At 69.5% G+C, this 15,707-nt stretch carries 9 protein-coding genes; 2 read left to right on the top strand and 7 right to left on the bottom strand.

Going from position 1 to position 15,707, the window contains the following annotated elements; all coding sequences use genetic code 11:
• Position 1 precedes the first annotated feature (1 nt).
• From HWX31_RS27385 to HWX31_RS27375, 3 genes are all read right to left on the bottom strand, one after another.
• Positions 2–784 (bottom strand): ABC transporter substrate-binding protein, encoded by a 783-nt coding sequence (locus tag HWX31_RS27385; protein ID WP_174960571.1) that lies wholly within the window; start codon positions 782–784, stop codon positions 2–4.
• A gap of 30 nt (positions 785–814) precedes the next feature.
• The gene (locus HWX31_RS27380) at positions 815–1,969 is read right to left on the bottom strand and encodes a pyridoxal phosphate-dependent aminotransferase (protein ID WP_174960573.1); all 1,155 of its coding nucleotides are present in this window, start codon (positions 1,967–1,969) and stop codon (positions 815–817) included.
• A gap of 222 nt (positions 1,970–2,191) precedes the next feature.
• A complete protein-coding gene (locus tag HWX31_RS27375) occupies positions 2,192–2,872 on the bottom strand; it encodes a TetR/AcrR family transcriptional regulator (protein WP_174960575.1) in 681 nt (226 codons plus the stop codon).
• Positions 2,873–2,926: 54 nt separating this feature from the next.
• On the opposite strand from HWX31_RS27375, the gene HWX31_RS27370 reads away from it, so the two are divergent.
• Entirely contained in the window at positions 2,927–4,579 is a 1,653-nt protein-coding gene (locus HWX31_RS27370) for an isovaleryl-CoA dehydrogenase (protein WP_174960577.1), read from the top strand.
• Between the two features lie 40 nt (positions 4,580–4,619).
• Entirely contained in the window at positions 4,620–6,128 is a 1,509-nt protein-coding gene (locus tag HWX31_RS27365; RefSeq protein WP_174960579.1) for a class I adenylate-forming enzyme family protein, read from the top strand.
• Positions 6,129–6,233: 105 nt separating this feature from the next.
• Here HWX31_RS27365 and HWX31_RS27360 read toward each other — a convergent pair whose 3' ends face one another.
• The 4 genes from HWX31_RS27360 to hemE all read right to left on the bottom strand — a co-directional run bounded on the left by HWX31_RS27360 (position 6,234) and on the right by hemE (position 15,563).
• Positions 6,234–7,373 (bottom strand): branched-chain amino acid ABC transporter substrate-binding protein, encoded by a 1,140-nt coding sequence (locus HWX31_RS27360; protein WP_174960581.1) that lies wholly within the window; start codon positions 7,371–7,373, stop codon positions 6,234–6,236.
• Between the two features lie 85 nt (positions 7,374–7,458).
• Positions 7,459–11,397 (bottom strand): trifunctional transcriptional regulator/proline dehydrogenase/L-glutamate gamma-semialdehyde dehydrogenase, encoded by a 3,939-nt coding sequence (gene putA, locus HWX31_RS27355; RefSeq protein ID WP_174960583.1) that lies wholly within the window; start codon positions 11,395–11,397, stop codon positions 7,459–7,461.
• 337 nt (positions 11,398–11,734) lie between these two features.
• Positions 11,735–14,023 carry a primosomal protein N' gene (locus HWX31_RS27350; protein ID WP_174960585.1) on the bottom strand — a complete coding sequence of 763 codons (2,289 nt, stop codon included), beginning with the start codon at positions 14,021–14,023 and terminating at the stop codon, positions 11,735–11,737.
• Between the two features lie 445 nt (positions 14,024–14,468).
• Positions 14,469–15,563, bottom strand: coding sequence for a uroporphyrinogen decarboxylase (hemE, locus tag HWX31_RS27345; protein WP_088500593.1), 1,095 nt, complete (start codon positions 15,561–15,563; stop codon positions 14,469–14,471).
• Between the last annotated feature and the right edge of the window lie 144 nt (positions 15,564–15,707).

The following is a 15,707-nucleotide window of genomic DNA, read 5'->3' as shown; positions in this document are numbered from 1 at the left end:
CTTACTTCGTCGAGATGTCGATGTCGCCGAAGTACTTCCGGCCCAGCGTCTTGACCGTGCCGTCGGTTTTCAGCTTGTCGATCGCGGCGTTCAGCTTCGCCTTCAGCGCGTCGTCGCCCTTGCGCAGGCCGAACGCGATGCCGTTGCCGAGAATCCGTTCGTCGCGCACCGGCTGCCCGACGAACGAGAAGTCCTTGCCGTCCGGGCGCGACAGGAAGCCGCGCTGGCCGGACGGCGCGAGCACCAGCGTCGCGTCGAGGCGGCCCGCCACGAGATCCGCGTACGCCTGGTTCTGGTCCTGGTACGCGACCACCGACACGCCGGCCGGCTCCCAGTGCGCCTTCGCATAGGTTTCCTGGATCGACGCCTGCAGCACGCCGACGCGCTTGCCCTTCAGCGATTCCGGCGTCGGCTGCAGGCCGCTGCCGTTGCGCGCGATCAGCTGCGTCGGCACGCGGTAGATGATCGTCGTGAAGTCGATCGCCTGGCGCCGCTGCTCGGTCGCGTTCATCGCCGAGTTGATCGCGTCGAACTTGCGGCCCTGCAGCGCGGGAATCAGTCCGTCGAACGACGTCTCGACCCATTTGCACGACAGCTTCGCGGTCTGGCACACCGCATTGCCGACGTCGATGTCGAAGCCCTGCAGGTCGCCGCTCGGCGCCTTCGACTCGAACGGCGGATATTGGGCCTCGAGGCCGAAGCGCAGCATCTGCTGCCCGTCGGCGCACGCCGCGCCGGAGCCGAACGCGCAGGCGAGCGCGAGCCAGAGTTTCAGGTGTTTCATCGAGGTCTCCCTAGTCGACCGAAGTCATGATCAGATGCCGCGCAACCGGCGCGCGCCTTCGATCAGCGTCGCGTCGTCCTTCGAAAAGCTGAGCCGGATCACGCCGGCGTCGGTGCCGTCGGTGTAGAACGCCGACAGCGGAATGGTCGCGACGCGCGCGTCGCGGATCAGGCGCAGCACGAAATCGCTGTCGCGCTCGTCGGAGAAATGCCGGAACCGCGCGAGCATGAAGAACGAGCCTTCGCTCGGCAGCAGCTCGAAGCGCGAATCGGCCAGTTCGCGCGCGAGCAGGTCGCGCTTGGCCTGGTAGAACGCCGACAGGCCGAGATAGCTGTCGGGCTGCGCGAGCACCTCGGCGAACGCGATCTGCATCGGCGTATCGGCCGAGAACACCATGAACTGATGCACCTTGCGGATCTCGTCCATCAGCTCGGCCGGCGCGAGACAGTAGCCGACCCGCCAGCCGGTCACGTGGAACGACTTGCCGAACGACGACACGATCACGCTGCGCTCGGCCAGCTCGCGATGCCGTGCCATGCTCTGGTGCAGCGCGCCGTCGAACACGACGTGCTCGTAGACTTCGTCGGACAGGATCACGATGTCGGTGCCGTGCGTGAGCTGCGCGAGGCGCGCGACGTCCGCTTCGGAGAACACCGTCGCGGTCGGGTTGTGCGGCGTGTTGACGATGATCATCCGCGTGCGCGGCGTGATCGCTGCGGCCACCTCGTCCCAGTCGACGCGAAAGTGCTCGGGCGACAGCTTGATCGCGACCGGCGACGCGCCCTGCATCCGCACGATCGGCGCATAGCTGTCGAACGACGGCTCGAAGTAGATCACCTCGTCGCCCGGGTGCACGAGCGCGCTGATCGCCGCATACAGCCCCTCGCTCGCGCTCGCGATCACCGTGATTTCGGTGGCCGGGTCGTAGCGGGTGCCGTAGAGCGCCTCGGTCTTCTCGGCAAGCCGCTCGCGCAGCGGCGCGACGCCGGCCATCGGCGCGTACTGGTTGTGCCCGTCGCGCATCGCGCGCGCGACGCCTTCGACGAGTGCCGGATCGGGCGCGAAATTCGGCGCGCCCTGCGACAGGTTCAGCGCATCGTGCTGCGCGGCGAGCTGGCCGATCACGGTGAAGATCGTCGTCCCGACGTCGGGCAGCTTCGAACGGGGCGCGGTGACGCTTCGCATGACTCCTCCTGGTTTGGTGCGCTGGCGGATGCGACGAGCGCATCCGGATCGTTCGACCGATTTAGCCGCAGCCAATATCGCGCGGCAATCGAAAGATAGTCATGGGAGCCATGCATTCAGCTCATGGCTCGCATCGCACCGGGTTCAATTCTTAGAGGATTGGCGGCTCCCGTCATGCAATGAAGGCATTTCGCGTTGCGGGCGGAAGCGATCGGGCAGGCGTCACCCGCGCGACGCCCCCGGCACGGCGGCCAGGTAAGCCTGCAGCGCCGCATGCAGTTCGTCGCGCAGCGCGGCGGCGCCGGGCGCGGGCCCGCGCGTCAGCAGCGACTGCGACACCCAGCCATAGCAGAGCGAATGCGCGAGCCGCGCGACTTCGCCGAGCCGTTCTGCCGGCGGCGGATCGGCCGCGTGCGCCAGCGCGTCGCGCCACAGTTCGACGTAGCCATCGTAATGACGCCGGTATGCGGCGAGCGGCGACACCTGCCGCTCGAGCGCGAACAGCGCGCTCCACAACCCGGCGTCCGCATTCACGACGCCAACCTGCAGATCGACGAACGCGGCGGCCACTTCGGCACGCGGACGGCCGCGCAGCGCCTGGGCCGCGGCGCGCAGCTGGTCGGCCATCGCCTGCACGCGCCGGTGGATGCACAGCGCCGCGAGGCTCTGCTTGTCGGCGAAATACTCGTAGAAGGTGCCGACGCTCACGCCCGCCACCGCCGCAATCTCGCGGATCGTCGCTTTCGCATACCCGCGTTCGAGCAAAAGCTGAACGAACGCCTGCTGCAGCGCATCGGAGCTCGCCTGCGCGCGCGGCTGGCGCGGCCGGCGGCGCAGCGCGGGCCGGGGTTGCGCCGCCGGCGTGCCGGGCGGCGCCGGAACCTGAACATGTCGCGGCGGCATATTTGCTACTCTGGAATCAGGACAGGACGAAGCCCCGGATGAGGAGACACATCGATGACAGGCCCGACGCACGCAGTCTCGAACCAGTTCGACGAACTCGTCGACTATAACCTCTTCACGACCGACGCCGCGCTGCGCGAGGCGCTCGCGCGCGCCGGCGCCGGCTGGGCCGAGCCGCAGCTCGACGCGTACGGCGCCCGCCTCGGCAGCGCCGACACCGCGCAGCTCGCCGACGACGCGAACCACTATCCGCCGGAACTGCACGCGTTCGACCGGCGCGGCCGGCGCATCGACCGCGTCGAGTTCCATCCGGCCTGGCACGCGCTGCTCGGCCTGTATCGCGCCGAAGGCTTCGTGTCGCTCGCGTTTCGCGACACGCGGCCCGGCCGCTGGGCGGCGAGCGCGGCCGGCTTCTACCTGCACGGCCAGATCGAGGCCGGCACGCTGTGCCCGGCGACGATGACGCAGGCCGCGATCCCGGTGCTGCAGAAGGAGCCCGCGCTGTGGGAGATGCTGCGCGACAAGCTCTACAGCGACGTCTACGACCCGCGCGACGTGCCGGTCGCGGACAAGCGCTCGATCTGGATCGGCATGGGCATGACCGAGAAACAGGGCGGCTCCGACGTGCGCGCGAACACGACGCTCGCGACGCCGGTGGGCGCGGGCGGCCGCGGCGGCGAGTACCTGCTGCGCGGCCACAAGTGGTTCTTCTCCGCGCCGATGTGCGACGCGCACCTCGTCGTCGCGCGCACCGACGCCGGCGGCCCGTCGTGCTTCTACGTGCCGCGCTGGCGGCCCGACGGCACGAAGAACGCGGTCGAGATCCAGCGCCTGAAGGACAAGGTCGGCAACCGCAGCAATTCGAGCAGCGAGATCGAGCTCGACGATGCGTGGGGCATCATGCTCGGCGACGAAGGCCGCGGCATCCCGACCATCATCGAGATGGCGACCTACACGCGCCTGAACTGCGTGCTCGGCAGCGCGGCGATGCTGCGCCAGGGCGTCGTGCAGGCGATCGCATACACCCGACAGCGCCATGCGTTCGGCCGCGCGCTCGCCGAGCAGCCGCTGATGCGCACGGTGCTCGCCGATCTCGCGCTCGAAAGCGAGGCCGCGCTCGCGCTGGCGATGCGGCTCGCCGCCGCGTTCGAACGCGACGACACGCCGGGCGAGCGCGCGTGGAAGCGGATCGTCACGCCCGCCGCGAAGTTCTGGGTCTGCAAGCGCGCGGTCGAGCTGACCGGCGAAGTGATGGAAGTGTTCGGCGGCAACGGCTACGTCGACGACGGCCCGATCGCGCGGCTGTTCCGCGAAGCGCCCGTCAACTCGATCTGGGAAGGCTCCGGCAACGTAATGTGTCTCGACGTGCTGCGCGCGGTGTCGCGCGAGCCGGATGCCGCCGCCGCGCTCTTCGACGAGCTGCGCGAACTGGGCGGCGACGAGCCGCGCATCCGCGCCGCGCTCGACGCGCTGCGCGCGATGCTCGCCGCGCCGCCCGATACGCTCGAAGCGTCCGGCCGCCTGTTCGCGCAGCGTCTCGTGCTCGCCGCGCAGGCATGCCTGCTGCGGCGCGACGCGCCGGCCGCGGTGGCCGACGCGTTCGTCGCGACGCGGCTCGCCGAACCGGCGTGGGGCCGCATCGCGGGCGGCTTCGATCCGCGCGGCGTCGACGTTGCCGCGCTGCTGCGGCGCGCGTATCCCGCCTGAGCGCCGCGCAATTCGTCACGGATTTGCTCAGGAAACCTCAATGAACCTCGTCGCCGCCCTCGACCGCGCCGCGCGCGCCACACCCGGCAAACCGTTCCTGCGCTACGACGGCGCGACGATCACCTACGCGCAGGCGCGCGACCGCTCGCACCGCGCGGCGGCCGTGCTGAGCGCGCTCGGCGTCGCGGCGGGCGACCGCGTGGCGGCCATGTGCTTCAACACGCCCGCGTTCGTCGACCTGCTGTTCGGCGCGTGGCGGCTCGGCGCGGCGTTCGTGCCCGTCAATCACAAGCTGCAGGCCGCCGAAATCGACTACGTGCTCGCGCATAGCGGCAGCAAGGCGATCCTGTTCGACGCGTCGCTCGCGCCCGTGCTCGAACGCGTCGCGCACCCCGCGCAGCGCCTCGTGACGGAAGGCGCGCCGGCCGGCCTGCCGTGCTTCGACACGATGCTCGCGGCAGCGGACGGCGTCGCCGGCATCGAGCCCGCCGACGGCGATCTCGCGCAGATCCTCTACACGTCCGGCACGACCGGCCGCCCGAAGGGCTGCATGCACAGCCATCGCACGGTGACGCTCGCGGCGATGCAGGCCGCGCTCGCGCTGTCGATCACGCGCGACGAGCGCACGCTGATGGCGATGCCGATCTGGCATTCGTCGCCGCTCAACAACTGGTTCGGCGGCACGCTGATCGCGGGCGGCACCGTCGTACTGCTGCGCGAGTACCATCCGCTGCGCTTCCTGCAGACGGTCGAGCGCGAGCGCGTGACGCTCTATTTCGGCGCGCCGGTGTCGTACACGCTGCCGCTCGACCAAGTGGAAGGCTTCGCCGCGTACGACCTGACGAGCGTGCGCGCATGGATCTACGGCGGCGGGCCGATCGGCGCCGCGCAGGCCGAGCGGCTCGCGCACGCGTACCGGGGCGGCGCATTCTTCCAGGTGTACGGCATGACCGAGGCGGGGCCGGCCGGCACCTCTCTGTATCCGGACGAGCAGGTCGCGAAGGCCGGCTCGATCGGCCATCACGGCGGCCCCGGCGTCGACCTGCGCGTCGTGCGCACGGACGGCGCCGACGCGCAGCCCGGCGAGGCCGGCGAGATCTGGCTGAAGACCGACAGCATGATGCTCGGCTATCTCGACGATCCGGCCGCGACACGCGCCGCGTTCGCGCCGGACGGCTGGTATCGCACCGGCGACGTCGCGCGAATCGATCAGGATGGCTACCTGTTCCTCGTCGACCGGCTGAAGGACATGATCGTCACGGGCGGCGAGAACGTCTATTCGAAGGAAGTGGAGGACGTGCTGGTCGCGCATCCGGACGTGCTCGACGCGGCCGTCGTCGGCATCCCGCATCCGGAATGGGGCGAGACGGTGGTCGCGCACGTCGTCGTGCGCGCCGGCGCAGCGCGTGACGTGGATGCGCTGCGCGCGTTCTGCGCGGAACGGCTCGCCGCGTACAAGGTGCCGCGCGAGGTCGTATTCGCGGATGCGCTGCCGCGCACGCCGACGGGCAAGCTGCAGAAGTTCCTGCTGCGCCGGCGGGACGGTTGAACGCGAGCCGTCAGGTCGAGAAAAAAGCCACCGGACCTTTCGGCCCGGTGGCTTTCAATGTGCCGCACGAGCGGCGGCATCCGCCGCCGCCCGCGGACGTGATGCTTACTTGCCGCCGATGCTCTTCAGCGGCTTCCACTCGCCCTTCTCGACCTTGTACATCGTAATGCCGCCGTTCTTCAGGTCGCCCTTCGCGTCATACGCGAGGTGGGTCGACGTGACGCCAGCCATGTCGGTCTTCGCAAGCAGCGGCAGGTACTTCGCCGGATCGGTCGAGTTCGCCTTCTTCATCGCGTTGAACAGCGCCATCGCGCCGTCGTACGAATACGGCGAATAGGTCTGCACGTCCTCGCCGAAGCGCTTCTTGTACTTGTCGGCGTACGACTTGCCGCCAGGCATCTCGTCGAGCGGCAGGCCCGCGAGCGAAGCGATCGTGCCGTCGGCCGCGTCACCCGCGATCTTCAGGAACGTCGGCGTCTTCACCATTTCGCCGCCCATCAGCGGCGCCTTGAAGCCCAGCGCCTTCATCTGCTTGACCATCGGCGCCGCCTGCGAATCCGCGCCGCCGTAGTAGACGATGTCCGGCTGGGCCGCCTTCAGCTTCGTCAGGATCGCCTTGAAGTCGACTGCCTTGTCGTTCGTGAATTCGCGCATCACGATCGTCGCGCCGGCCGCCTTCGCCGCCTTCTCGAACTGGTCGGCGAGACCCTGGCCGTAAGCGGTGCGGTCGTCGACGATCGCGATCTTCTTCAGGCCGAGATCCTTCGCGACGAACGTGCCCGCCACCGAGCCCTGCTGCGTGTCGGACGTCATCATGCGGAAGGTCGTCTTGTAACCCTGCTGCGTGTATTCCGGCGCGGTCGCCATCGCGATCTGCGGAATGCCCGCGTTCGCGTAGATGCGCGATGCCGGAATCGTCGTGCCCGAGTTGAAGTGGCCGAGCATGCCCTTGATGCCGTCGTCGACGAGCTTCTGCGCGACCGTCGTGCCCGTGCGCGGGTCAGCCTGGTCGTCCTGCGTGTCGAGCACGAACTTCACCGGCTTGCCGCCGATCATCGGCTTGGTCGCGTTGAAATCCTCGATCGCGAGCACGATGCCGTTCTGCATATCCTTGCCGTAATGCGCCTGCGCACCCGTCATCGGCCCTGCGTAGCCGACCTTCACGTCATCCGCATGCGCAGTCCCCGCCAGCGACATGACAGCAACGAACGTTGCGCCTGCCAGCTTTTTCATCGTGTGTTGCATAGCTTCTCCTAGGTACCAGGTATAAATGGAGCGGCTTCGGGATCGCCTTGCCGCTTCCTTTTCTTGATCCGAACGGCAAGGATGTTCAGCCGATCGTCATCAAATTCGCATTGCCGCCCGCCGCCGCGGTGTTCACGCTGACCGAGCGCTCCGTCAGCAGACGCTCGAGCGCGTAGTCTTCCGCGTCGCCGTTCTCGAACGCGCCCGCCGACACGCCCTGCACCGACACGATCGGGCCCGGCCGCTGCGCGACTTCCTTCACCAGCGTCTGCAGCTCGTCGCTGTCGCCTTCGAACAGCACCGCGTCGAACGCCGCATCGGCCTGCTTGCGCACGCCCGCATGCGCCTTCAGCGCCGCCGGCAGCGCGGCGAAGAGCGTCTCGCCCGCCGCGCCCGCGAAGAGCGCCCGGTTGCCGGTAGCGAGCACCGCCGCGAACTGCGCACGCGCGCCGCTCGGCGTCGCCGCGACGCACAGCACCGAGCCGCGCGGGCCGAGTGTATACGTGTTGCGCTCGCCCGTCGGGCCCGTCAGCACCGCGGTCGCACCCGCCGGCACCTGCGCGAGATAGCCGTCGCAACGCGCCGCCAGCGTCGGCTCGCGCTGCTCGATCAGCCAGTCGCGCAGCGCGGTCAGCGCGGCCGCCGGATGGTCATGCTTCTCGCCTTCGGCAACGGCAACGTCGTCGGCCACCAGCATCTGCGCGAGCGAGCGCGGCAGCCCGGACGGACGCGTCGCGAGCAGGCGCTGCAGGTACAGCGCGCCGCCCGCCTTCGGGCCCGTGCCCGACAGGCCTTCTCCGCCGAACGGCTGCACGCCGACCACCGCGCCGATCACGTTGCGGTTCACGTAGATGTTGCCGACGTGCGCGCGCTCGATCACGTGCGCGATCGTCTCGTCGATCCGCGTGTGGATGCCGAGCGTCAGGCCATAGCCGGTCGCGCGGATCTGCTCGAGCAGCTTGTCCAGCGCACTGCGGCGATAGCGCACGACGTGCAGCACCGGGCCGAACACCTCGCGCTTGAGCTCGTCGACGCTGCCGATCTCGATCAGCGTCGGCGGCACGAACGTGCCGTGCGCGCAGGCTTCCGGCATCGGCATCTGCGTGACCCCGTGGCCCTTGTCCTTCATCGCCGCGACGTGCGTGTCGATCGTCTGCTTCGCTTCGCCGTCGATCACCGGGCCGACGTCGATCGACAGGCGGTCCGGGTTGCCGAGCGCGAGCTCCTGCATCGCGCCTTTCAGCATCGTCAGCGTGCGGTCCGCGACATCGTCCTGCAAACACAGAACGCGCAGCGCCGAACACCGTTGACCGGCGGAATCAAACGACGACTGCATCACGTCCGCGACGACCTGCTCGGCGAGCGCCGACGAATCGACGATCATCGCGTTCTGGCCGCCCGTCTCGGCGATCAGCGGAATCGGCTTGCCGTCCGGATCGAGGCGCGCCGACAGCGTCTTGTTGATCAGGCGCGCGACTTCGGTCGAGCCGGTGAACATCACCGCGCGGGTGCGCGCGTCGGCGACGAGCGCCGCTCCGACCGTCTCGCCGGTGCCCGGCAGCAGTTGCACCGCGCCGGCCGGCACGCCGGCCTCGCGCAGGATGCGCACCGCTTGCGCGGCGATCAGCGGGGTCTGCTCGGCCGGCTTCGCGAGCACCGTGTTGCCGGCCGCGAGCGCCGCGGCCACCTGACCCATGAAGATCGCGAGCGGGAAGTTCCACGGGCTGATGCAGACCACGGGGCCGAGCGGACGATGCGTGTCGTTCGAGAATTCGTCGCGGATCTGCGCGGCGTAGTAGCGCAGGAAATCGACCGCTTCACGGATTTCCGCGATCGCGTTCGGCAGCGACTTGCCCGCTTCGCGCACGATCAGGCCCATCAGCGTGTGCATCTGCGCTTCGAGCAGGTCGGCCGCGCGTGCGAGGCAGTCGGCGCGCGCATCGACCGGGGTCGCCTGCCAGATCGGCGCGGCGGCCACCGCATGCGCGAGCGCGGCGCTCACGTGCTCGGCGCTCGCTTCGCTGACCGCGCCGACGAGGTCACGCTGGTCGGCCGGGTTGCGCACGTCGCGGGCCGGCGCGTCGGCGAGCTCGTCGTCGGCGAGCATCGGCGCGGCGCGCCACGGATGGTGTGCGCTCGCGAGCAGCGCGGACGACAGCGACGCGAGGCGGTGCTCGTTCGACAGGTCGAGGCCCATCGAGTTGGAGCGCTCGTCGCCGTACAGGTTGCGCGGCAGCGGGATCTTCGCGTGCGGCGCGCCGAGCGGCACGACCTTCAGCGCTTCCTCGACCGGATCGGCGACCAGCTCCTTCACCGACACGGTCTTGTCGGCGATGCGGTTCACGAACGACGTGTTCGCGCCGTTTTCCAGCAGGCGGCGCACGAGGTAGGCGAGCAGCGTTTCATGCGTGCCGACCGGCGCGTACACGCGGCACGGGCGGTTCAGCTTGTCGCGGCCGGTGACTTCCTCGTACAGCGGCTCGCCCATCCCGTGCAGGCACTGGAATTCGTACTGGCCCGGGTAGTAGTTCTGGCCCGCGAGCTGGTAGATCGCCGCGAGCGTGTACGCGTTGTGCGTCGCGAACTGCGGATAGACCGCGTCCGGCGCCGCGAGCAGCTTCTTCGCGCACGCGAGGTACGACACGTCGGTGTAGATCTTGCGCGTGTAGACCGGATAGCCTTCGAGGCCGTCGACCTGCGCGCGCTTGATCTCGGTATCCCAGTACGCGCCCTTCACGAGGCGGATCATCAGGCGGTGACGGCTGCGGCGCGCGAGGTCGATCAGGTAGTCGATCACGAACGGGCAGCGCTTCTGGTAGCCCTGCACGACGAAGCCGATGCCGTTCCAGCCGGCCAGCTCCGGATCGAAGCACAGCGCCTCGAGCAGGTCGAGCGACAGCTCGAGGCGGTCCGCTTCCTCCGCGTCGATGTTCAGGCCGATGTCGTAGCGGCGTGCGAGCAGCGCGAGCGCGCGCACGCGCGGCAGCAGCTCGACCATCGTGCGCTCCTGCTGCGAGCGCGAGTAGCGCGCATGCAGCGCCGACAGCTTGATCGAGATGCCGGGGCCTTCGTAGATGCCGCGGCCGCCGGCCGCCTTGCCGATCGCGTGGATCGCCTGCTCGTACGACGCGTAGTAGCGCTGCGCGTCCTCTTCGGTCGTCGCCGCTTCGCCGAGCATGTCGTACGAGTAGCGGAAGCCGCGCGCTTCGTACTTGCGGCTGTTCGCGAGCGCCTCGGAGATCGTCTCGCCGGTCACGAACTGCTCGCCCATCAGGCGCATCGCCATGTCGACGCCCTTGCGGATCAGCGGCTCGCCGCCCTTGCCGATCAGGCGCGTGAGCGCCGACGACAGGCCCGCTTCGCTGTTCGTCGTGACGAGCTTGCCGGTGATCATCAGCCCCCAGGTCGCCGCGTTGACGAACAGCGACGGCGCGTGACCGACGTGCGAGCGCCAGTCGCCCTTGCTGATCTTGTCGCGGATCAGCGCGTCGCGGGTCGCGCGGTCGGGAATGCGCAGCAGCGCTTCCGCGAGACACATCAGCGCGACGCCTTCCTGGCTCGACAGCGAGAACTCATGGATCAGCCCTTCGACGCCGCCGCCCGAGCTCTTCTCGCGCAGCGCCTCGACGAGCTGCGTCGCGAGCGCCTGCACGTCCGCCTGCAGGTTCGCGGGCAGCCGCGCCTGGCCGACCAGGAACGGCACGCATTCCGGCTCGGGGCGGCGGTACGCGGCCGTGATCGCCGCGCGCAGCACCGATTGCGGCTGCACGTTCTGCGCGAATTCGAGGAACGGGTGCGGCGAGTTGTCGTCGTCGCCGTCGCCGGCCTGGCTGTCGGCCAGCTCGGTAACGCCGCTGTGGCCGGACAGCTCCGGCGGCAGCTGGCCGTGCTCGATGCGTTCGAGATACGCGAAGATCGCCTGCTTGATCAGCCAGTGGGGGGTGCGTTCGAGCCGCGTCGCCGCGTCTTTCAGGCGCGAGCGGAGCAGATCGTCGACTTTGACGCCAAGGGTGGTGCTTGCCATGGTGGGTTCGTGCGCCGGACGAAAGCCGGCCAGTGACGTGAGAGGATGCGCGAAATCCTACGGCACACAATAAAAAGGTGCAACCCAATTTCGCGGATGGTTGCACCTTAATCTTATTGAATATAATCAGTCACTTATACGGTCGCAACCTAGGAGTTGCCCGTGGTCGGCGGATCGGGATTTTCCCTGATCCGGCGCGCGCGGACAGGCGCGGGCAACCCGGGCCGGGTACGGCGCCGGGCGGAACCCGGTTGCACACGCGCCCGAGTGCCGCGCGAGGCGGGGTGAAAAGAGCGACAACCGGCGGCCGGTTGTGCGCGCGTGGCGCCGGGCGCCGTCAGACGTCCAGCGGATCGACCTCGACGTTCCACCGCAGCACGCCCTTCAGCGCGCGCAGTTCGTAGAGCCATGCGTGCAGCGCGTGCTGCAGCGCCGCCCGCGACGCGCTTTCGAGCAGCAGCTGCGCGCGATGCACGTTCGCGACCTTGACGATCGTCATCGGCACCGCGTCGTAGACGGTCACGCGGTCCGCGCCGGGCAGCCCCGGCAGCGCCGCCGCGGCCTGCTGCAGGAAGCCGAGCGCCGCGTCGAGCGTGCGCCCTTCGGCGCGCAGCAGCGCCTGGTAGACGAACGGCGGCAGATGCGCATCGCGGCGCTCGCCGAGCGTCGAAGTCGCGAAGCCGACGTAATCGTGTCGCGCGAGCGCGTGGTACAGCGCGTGGCGCGGATAGCGCGTCTGCACGAGCACGTCGCCCGGCAGCCCGGCGCGGCCCGCGCGGCCGCTCACCTGCATCAGCTGCGCGAACAGCCGCTCGCTCGCGCGGAAATCGTGCGAGAACAGCGCGGTATCGGCGTTGAGCACGCCGACGAGCGACACGCGCTGGAAATCGTGCCCTTTCGCGATCATCTGCGTGCCGACCAGGATGTCGACCTCGCCCGCGTGCACGTCCGAGAACAGCGCCTGCGCGCTGCCCTTGCGGCGCGTGCTGTCCGCGTCGATCCGCAACACGCGCGCGCCGGGCACCGCCTCGACGAGCGCTTCCTCGATGCGCTGCGTGCCGCGGCCGAGCGGCGCGATGTCGACGTTGCCGCATTCGGGGCACGAGCGCGGAATGCGCGCCTCCCAGCCGCAGTGATGGCAGCGCAGCGCATGCTCGGGCTTGTGCAGCACGACGTACGCGCTGCAGCGCGGGCAGCCGGCCACCCAGCCGCACGCGTCGCATGCGAGCTGGGGCGCATAGCCCCGCCGGTTCAGGAACACGAGGCTCTGCTCGCCGCGTTCGAGCCGCGCCTTCAGCGCCGCGACGAGCGGCCCGGACAGCCCGCCCATCGACGCCCGCCCGCGCCGCCGCTCTTCTTCGAGGTCGATCAGCCGCACGCTCGGCAGCACCGCGTCGGCCACCGCGCGCCGCGACAGCGTGAGTTTCGTATAGCGCCCCTGCTCGGCCTGCCACCAGCTTTCGAGCGACGGCGTCGCGGAGCCGAGCACGACCGGGATGCCGAGCTGCTTCGCGCGCCAGACCGCGAGGTCGCGCGCCGAATAGCGCAGCCCTTCCTGCTGCTTGTATGCCGGCTCGTGCTCCTCGTCGACGACGATCAGCGCGAGCGCCGGCAGCGACGCGAGCACCGCGAGGCGCGTGCCGAGCACGATCCGCGCGCGGCCCGTGTGCGCGGCCAGCCAGTTGCGCGCGCGCTCGCCTTCGGCGAGGCCGCTGTGCAGCGTGACGATCGCATCGGACGCGAGCGTGCCGGCAAAGCGCGCGCGAAACGCCGCCTCGAACTGCGGCGTCAGGTTGATTTCGGGGACGAGCACGAGCGCCTGCGCGTCGGGCCGCGCGTTCAGCAGCGACGCGAGCGCGTGCAGGTAGACCTCGGTCTTGCCGCTGCCGGTCACGCCGTGCAGCAGGAACGGCGCGAACCCCTGCGCGGCGCGGATCGCGTCGAGCGCCTCGGCCTGCTGGTCGGTCAGCGGCGGCGGCACGGTTCGCCCACCGTTTTGTCCGCCGCCTTGTCCACCCGTTGTCGACAGGTTATCCACAGGCTTGGGCACAGGGTTGTCCGCCCAGCCGATTTCGTCGACATCGACCCAGCCTTGCGCGGCCCAGTCATCGAGCGTCGCCGCCGCCTTCGGATGCAGCGCACGGGCGTCGGGCAGGCTCAGCGACTCGGCGTCGGCGAGCGCCTCGGCCAGCCGCCGCAGCGCCGCCGCGCGCGCGGGCAACGCATCCGGTAGCGCGGCGCGGCCGGCTTCCGACAGCCGATAGCGGATCTCCGGCGCCAGCAGCCGGCCCCAGCGTCCGGCGTCGCGCAGCGCCTGCGGCAGCGCCGGCAGCGCGACCTCGCCGCGGCCGCGCTGGTAGTAGTCGGCGGCGAACGCGACGAGCGCGAGCCAGTCGGCGGACAGCGGCGGCAGGTCCGCGCAGATCGCGTCGACCGCGCGCAGCCGCGACGGCGGCACGTCGGTGTGAGTCGTCACTTCGCAAACGAGCCCGACCGCCTGCCGCTTGCCGAACGGCACCTGCACGAGCGTGCCGGGCCCGGGCGCAGGCCGTGCGTCGCAGCGGTAATCGAACAGGGTCGCGAGCGGATGGTCGAGCGCCACCCGCAGATAGGTGCCGTCGCTCACGGGCCTCCCGTGAGCGTGCGAGGCGTCCGGGTTCCGCCCCTCAATACGGGGGCGGCGGCGGCAAACTTAAAGTAAAACTTCAGATTCGTCGCTAAGTTTTGGATTCGCATTAGGAATCGCCGTATACCCTGGCCGGCCTGTGGATAACTTTGTTGAGAACTTGCCTTTCACCACGCCCGGAGCGCGTCGGGCCGAGCCTGCCGCTGCTTTTTCCGGTTCGGAACCGGGGCCCGCGAAGCCTTATTCCATAAGGCTGCTATTCAAATTCTCAGACCATAGCGGGACAAATTGACCGATACGGGGCTCTACCGCGCTGCAACGTGGAAAATGTGTATAAGTCAAGTCTTGACAAGCCGCCGATCACCCGCCCGGGCGGGGTTGCGCCCTGTTTAGTTCAGGGCGCGAAACGCGGCCGCTCCGCACCGCAGCACGGCCGCGCCTGCAATCAGCGCGCGGCTCCGCTACGAATCGCGCGGCTGTGGTTGTGCACCTCGTCGACCAGTTCGGCGACGTGCTCGGGCGGCGTGAACTGCGAGATGCCGTGCCCGAGGTTGAACACGTGGCCCGGATGGTTGCCGTAGCTGTCGAGCACCGCGCGCGCCTGCTCGCGAATCGCGGCCGGCGGCGCAAACAGGATCGTCGGATCGAGGTTGCCCTGCAGCGCGACGCGCCCCGCGACACGCTCGCGCGCGGCGCCGACGTTGACCGTCCAGTCGAGCCCGACCGCGTCGACGCCCGTCGCCGCGATTTCCTCGAGCCACAGCCCGCCGCCCTTCGTGAACGTGATCACCGGCACGCGCTCGCCGTCGTGCTCGCGCTTGAGCTGCGACACGACGCGCCGGATGTAGTCGAGCGAGAAGCGCTGGTACGCGCCGTCGGCGAGCGCGCCGCCCCACGTGTCGAAAATCATCACCGCCTGCGCGCCCGCTTCGATCTGCGCGTTCAGGTACGCGGCGACCGCCTGCGCGTTGACGTCGAGAATCCGGTGCATCAGGTCCGGCCGCGAATACGCCATCGACTTCACGGTGCGGAAGTCGTCCGAGCCGCCGCCTTCGACCATGTAGCACGCGAGCGTCCACGGGCTGCCCGAGAAGCCGATCAGCGGCACCCGCTGACGGCCCTGGCCGTCGGTGAGCGCGCGGCGGATCTCGCGCACCGCGTCCGTCACATAGCCGAGCGTCGCGCCGATGTCCGGCACCGCGAGCTTCGCGACGTCCGCCTCGGTGCGCACCGGATGCGCGAACTTCGGCCCTTCGCCGACCTGGAAGTCGAGGCCGAGACCCATCGCATCGGGAATCGTCAGGATGTCCGAGAACAGGATCGCGGCGTCGAGCGGGAAGCGCTCGAGCGGCTGCAGCGTCACTTCGGTCGCGTAGTCGGGGTTCTTCGCGAGGCCGAGGAAGCTGCCCGCGCGCGCGCGCGTCGCGTTGTATTCCGGCAGGTAGCGGCCCGCCTGGCGCATCAGCCAGATCGGCGTGTAGTCGGTCGGCTCGCGCAGGAGCGCACGCAGGAAGGTGTCGTTGAGCAGGGTATGAGCCACGGTGGAGGCGACGATGCGGAAGAGGCAAAAGCGCATTTTACCGGACCGGGGCGATCCCGCCGTGCACGCGGCGCCGATGGCGGCCATATGACGCGCGCGATGGCTCCGTTATGATCGGACACCCATACCGAAACGAACGAAGGA

The sequence above is a fragment of the Burkholderia ubonensis genome (genome assembly GCF_902833085.1).
Taxonomy (GTDB): domain Bacteria; phylum Pseudomonadota; class Gammaproteobacteria; order Burkholderiales; family Burkholderiaceae; genus Burkholderia; species Burkholderia ubonensis.
Note: the sequence above shows the minus strand (reverse complement) of the source record. Positions and strands in the feature narration are given on the sequence as shown.

Excerpts from the sequence above, each read along its gene's own strand:
- HWX31_RS27375 (WP_174960575.1), bottom strand. The coding sequence starts at position 2,872 with ATGCCGCCGCGACATGTTCAGGTTCCGGCGCCGCCCGGCACGCCGGCG.
- HWX31_RS27360 (WP_174960581.1), bottom strand. The coding sequence starts at position 7,373 with ATGCAACACACGATGAAAAAGCTGGCAGGCGCAACGTTCGTTGCTGTC.
- HWX31_RS27385 (WP_174960571.1), bottom strand. The coding sequence starts at position 784 with ATGAAACACCTGAAACTCTGGCTCGCGCTCGCCTGCGCGTTCGGCTCC.
- HWX31_RS27365 (WP_174960579.1), top strand. The coding sequence starts at position 4,620 with ATGAACCTCGTCGCCGCCCTCGACCGCGCCGCGCGCGCCACACCCGGC.
- HWX31_RS27380 (WP_174960573.1), bottom strand. The coding sequence starts at position 1,969 with ATGCGAAGCGTCACCGCGCCCCGTTCGAAGCTGCCCGACGTCGGGACG.
- HWX31_RS27370 (WP_174960577.1), top strand. The coding sequence starts at position 2,927 with ATGACAGGCCCGACGCACGCAGTCTCGAACCAGTTCGACGAACTCGTC.
- putA (WP_174960583.1), bottom strand. The coding sequence starts at position 11,397 with ATGGCAAGCACCACCCTTGGCGTCAAAGTCGACGATCTGCTCCGCTCG.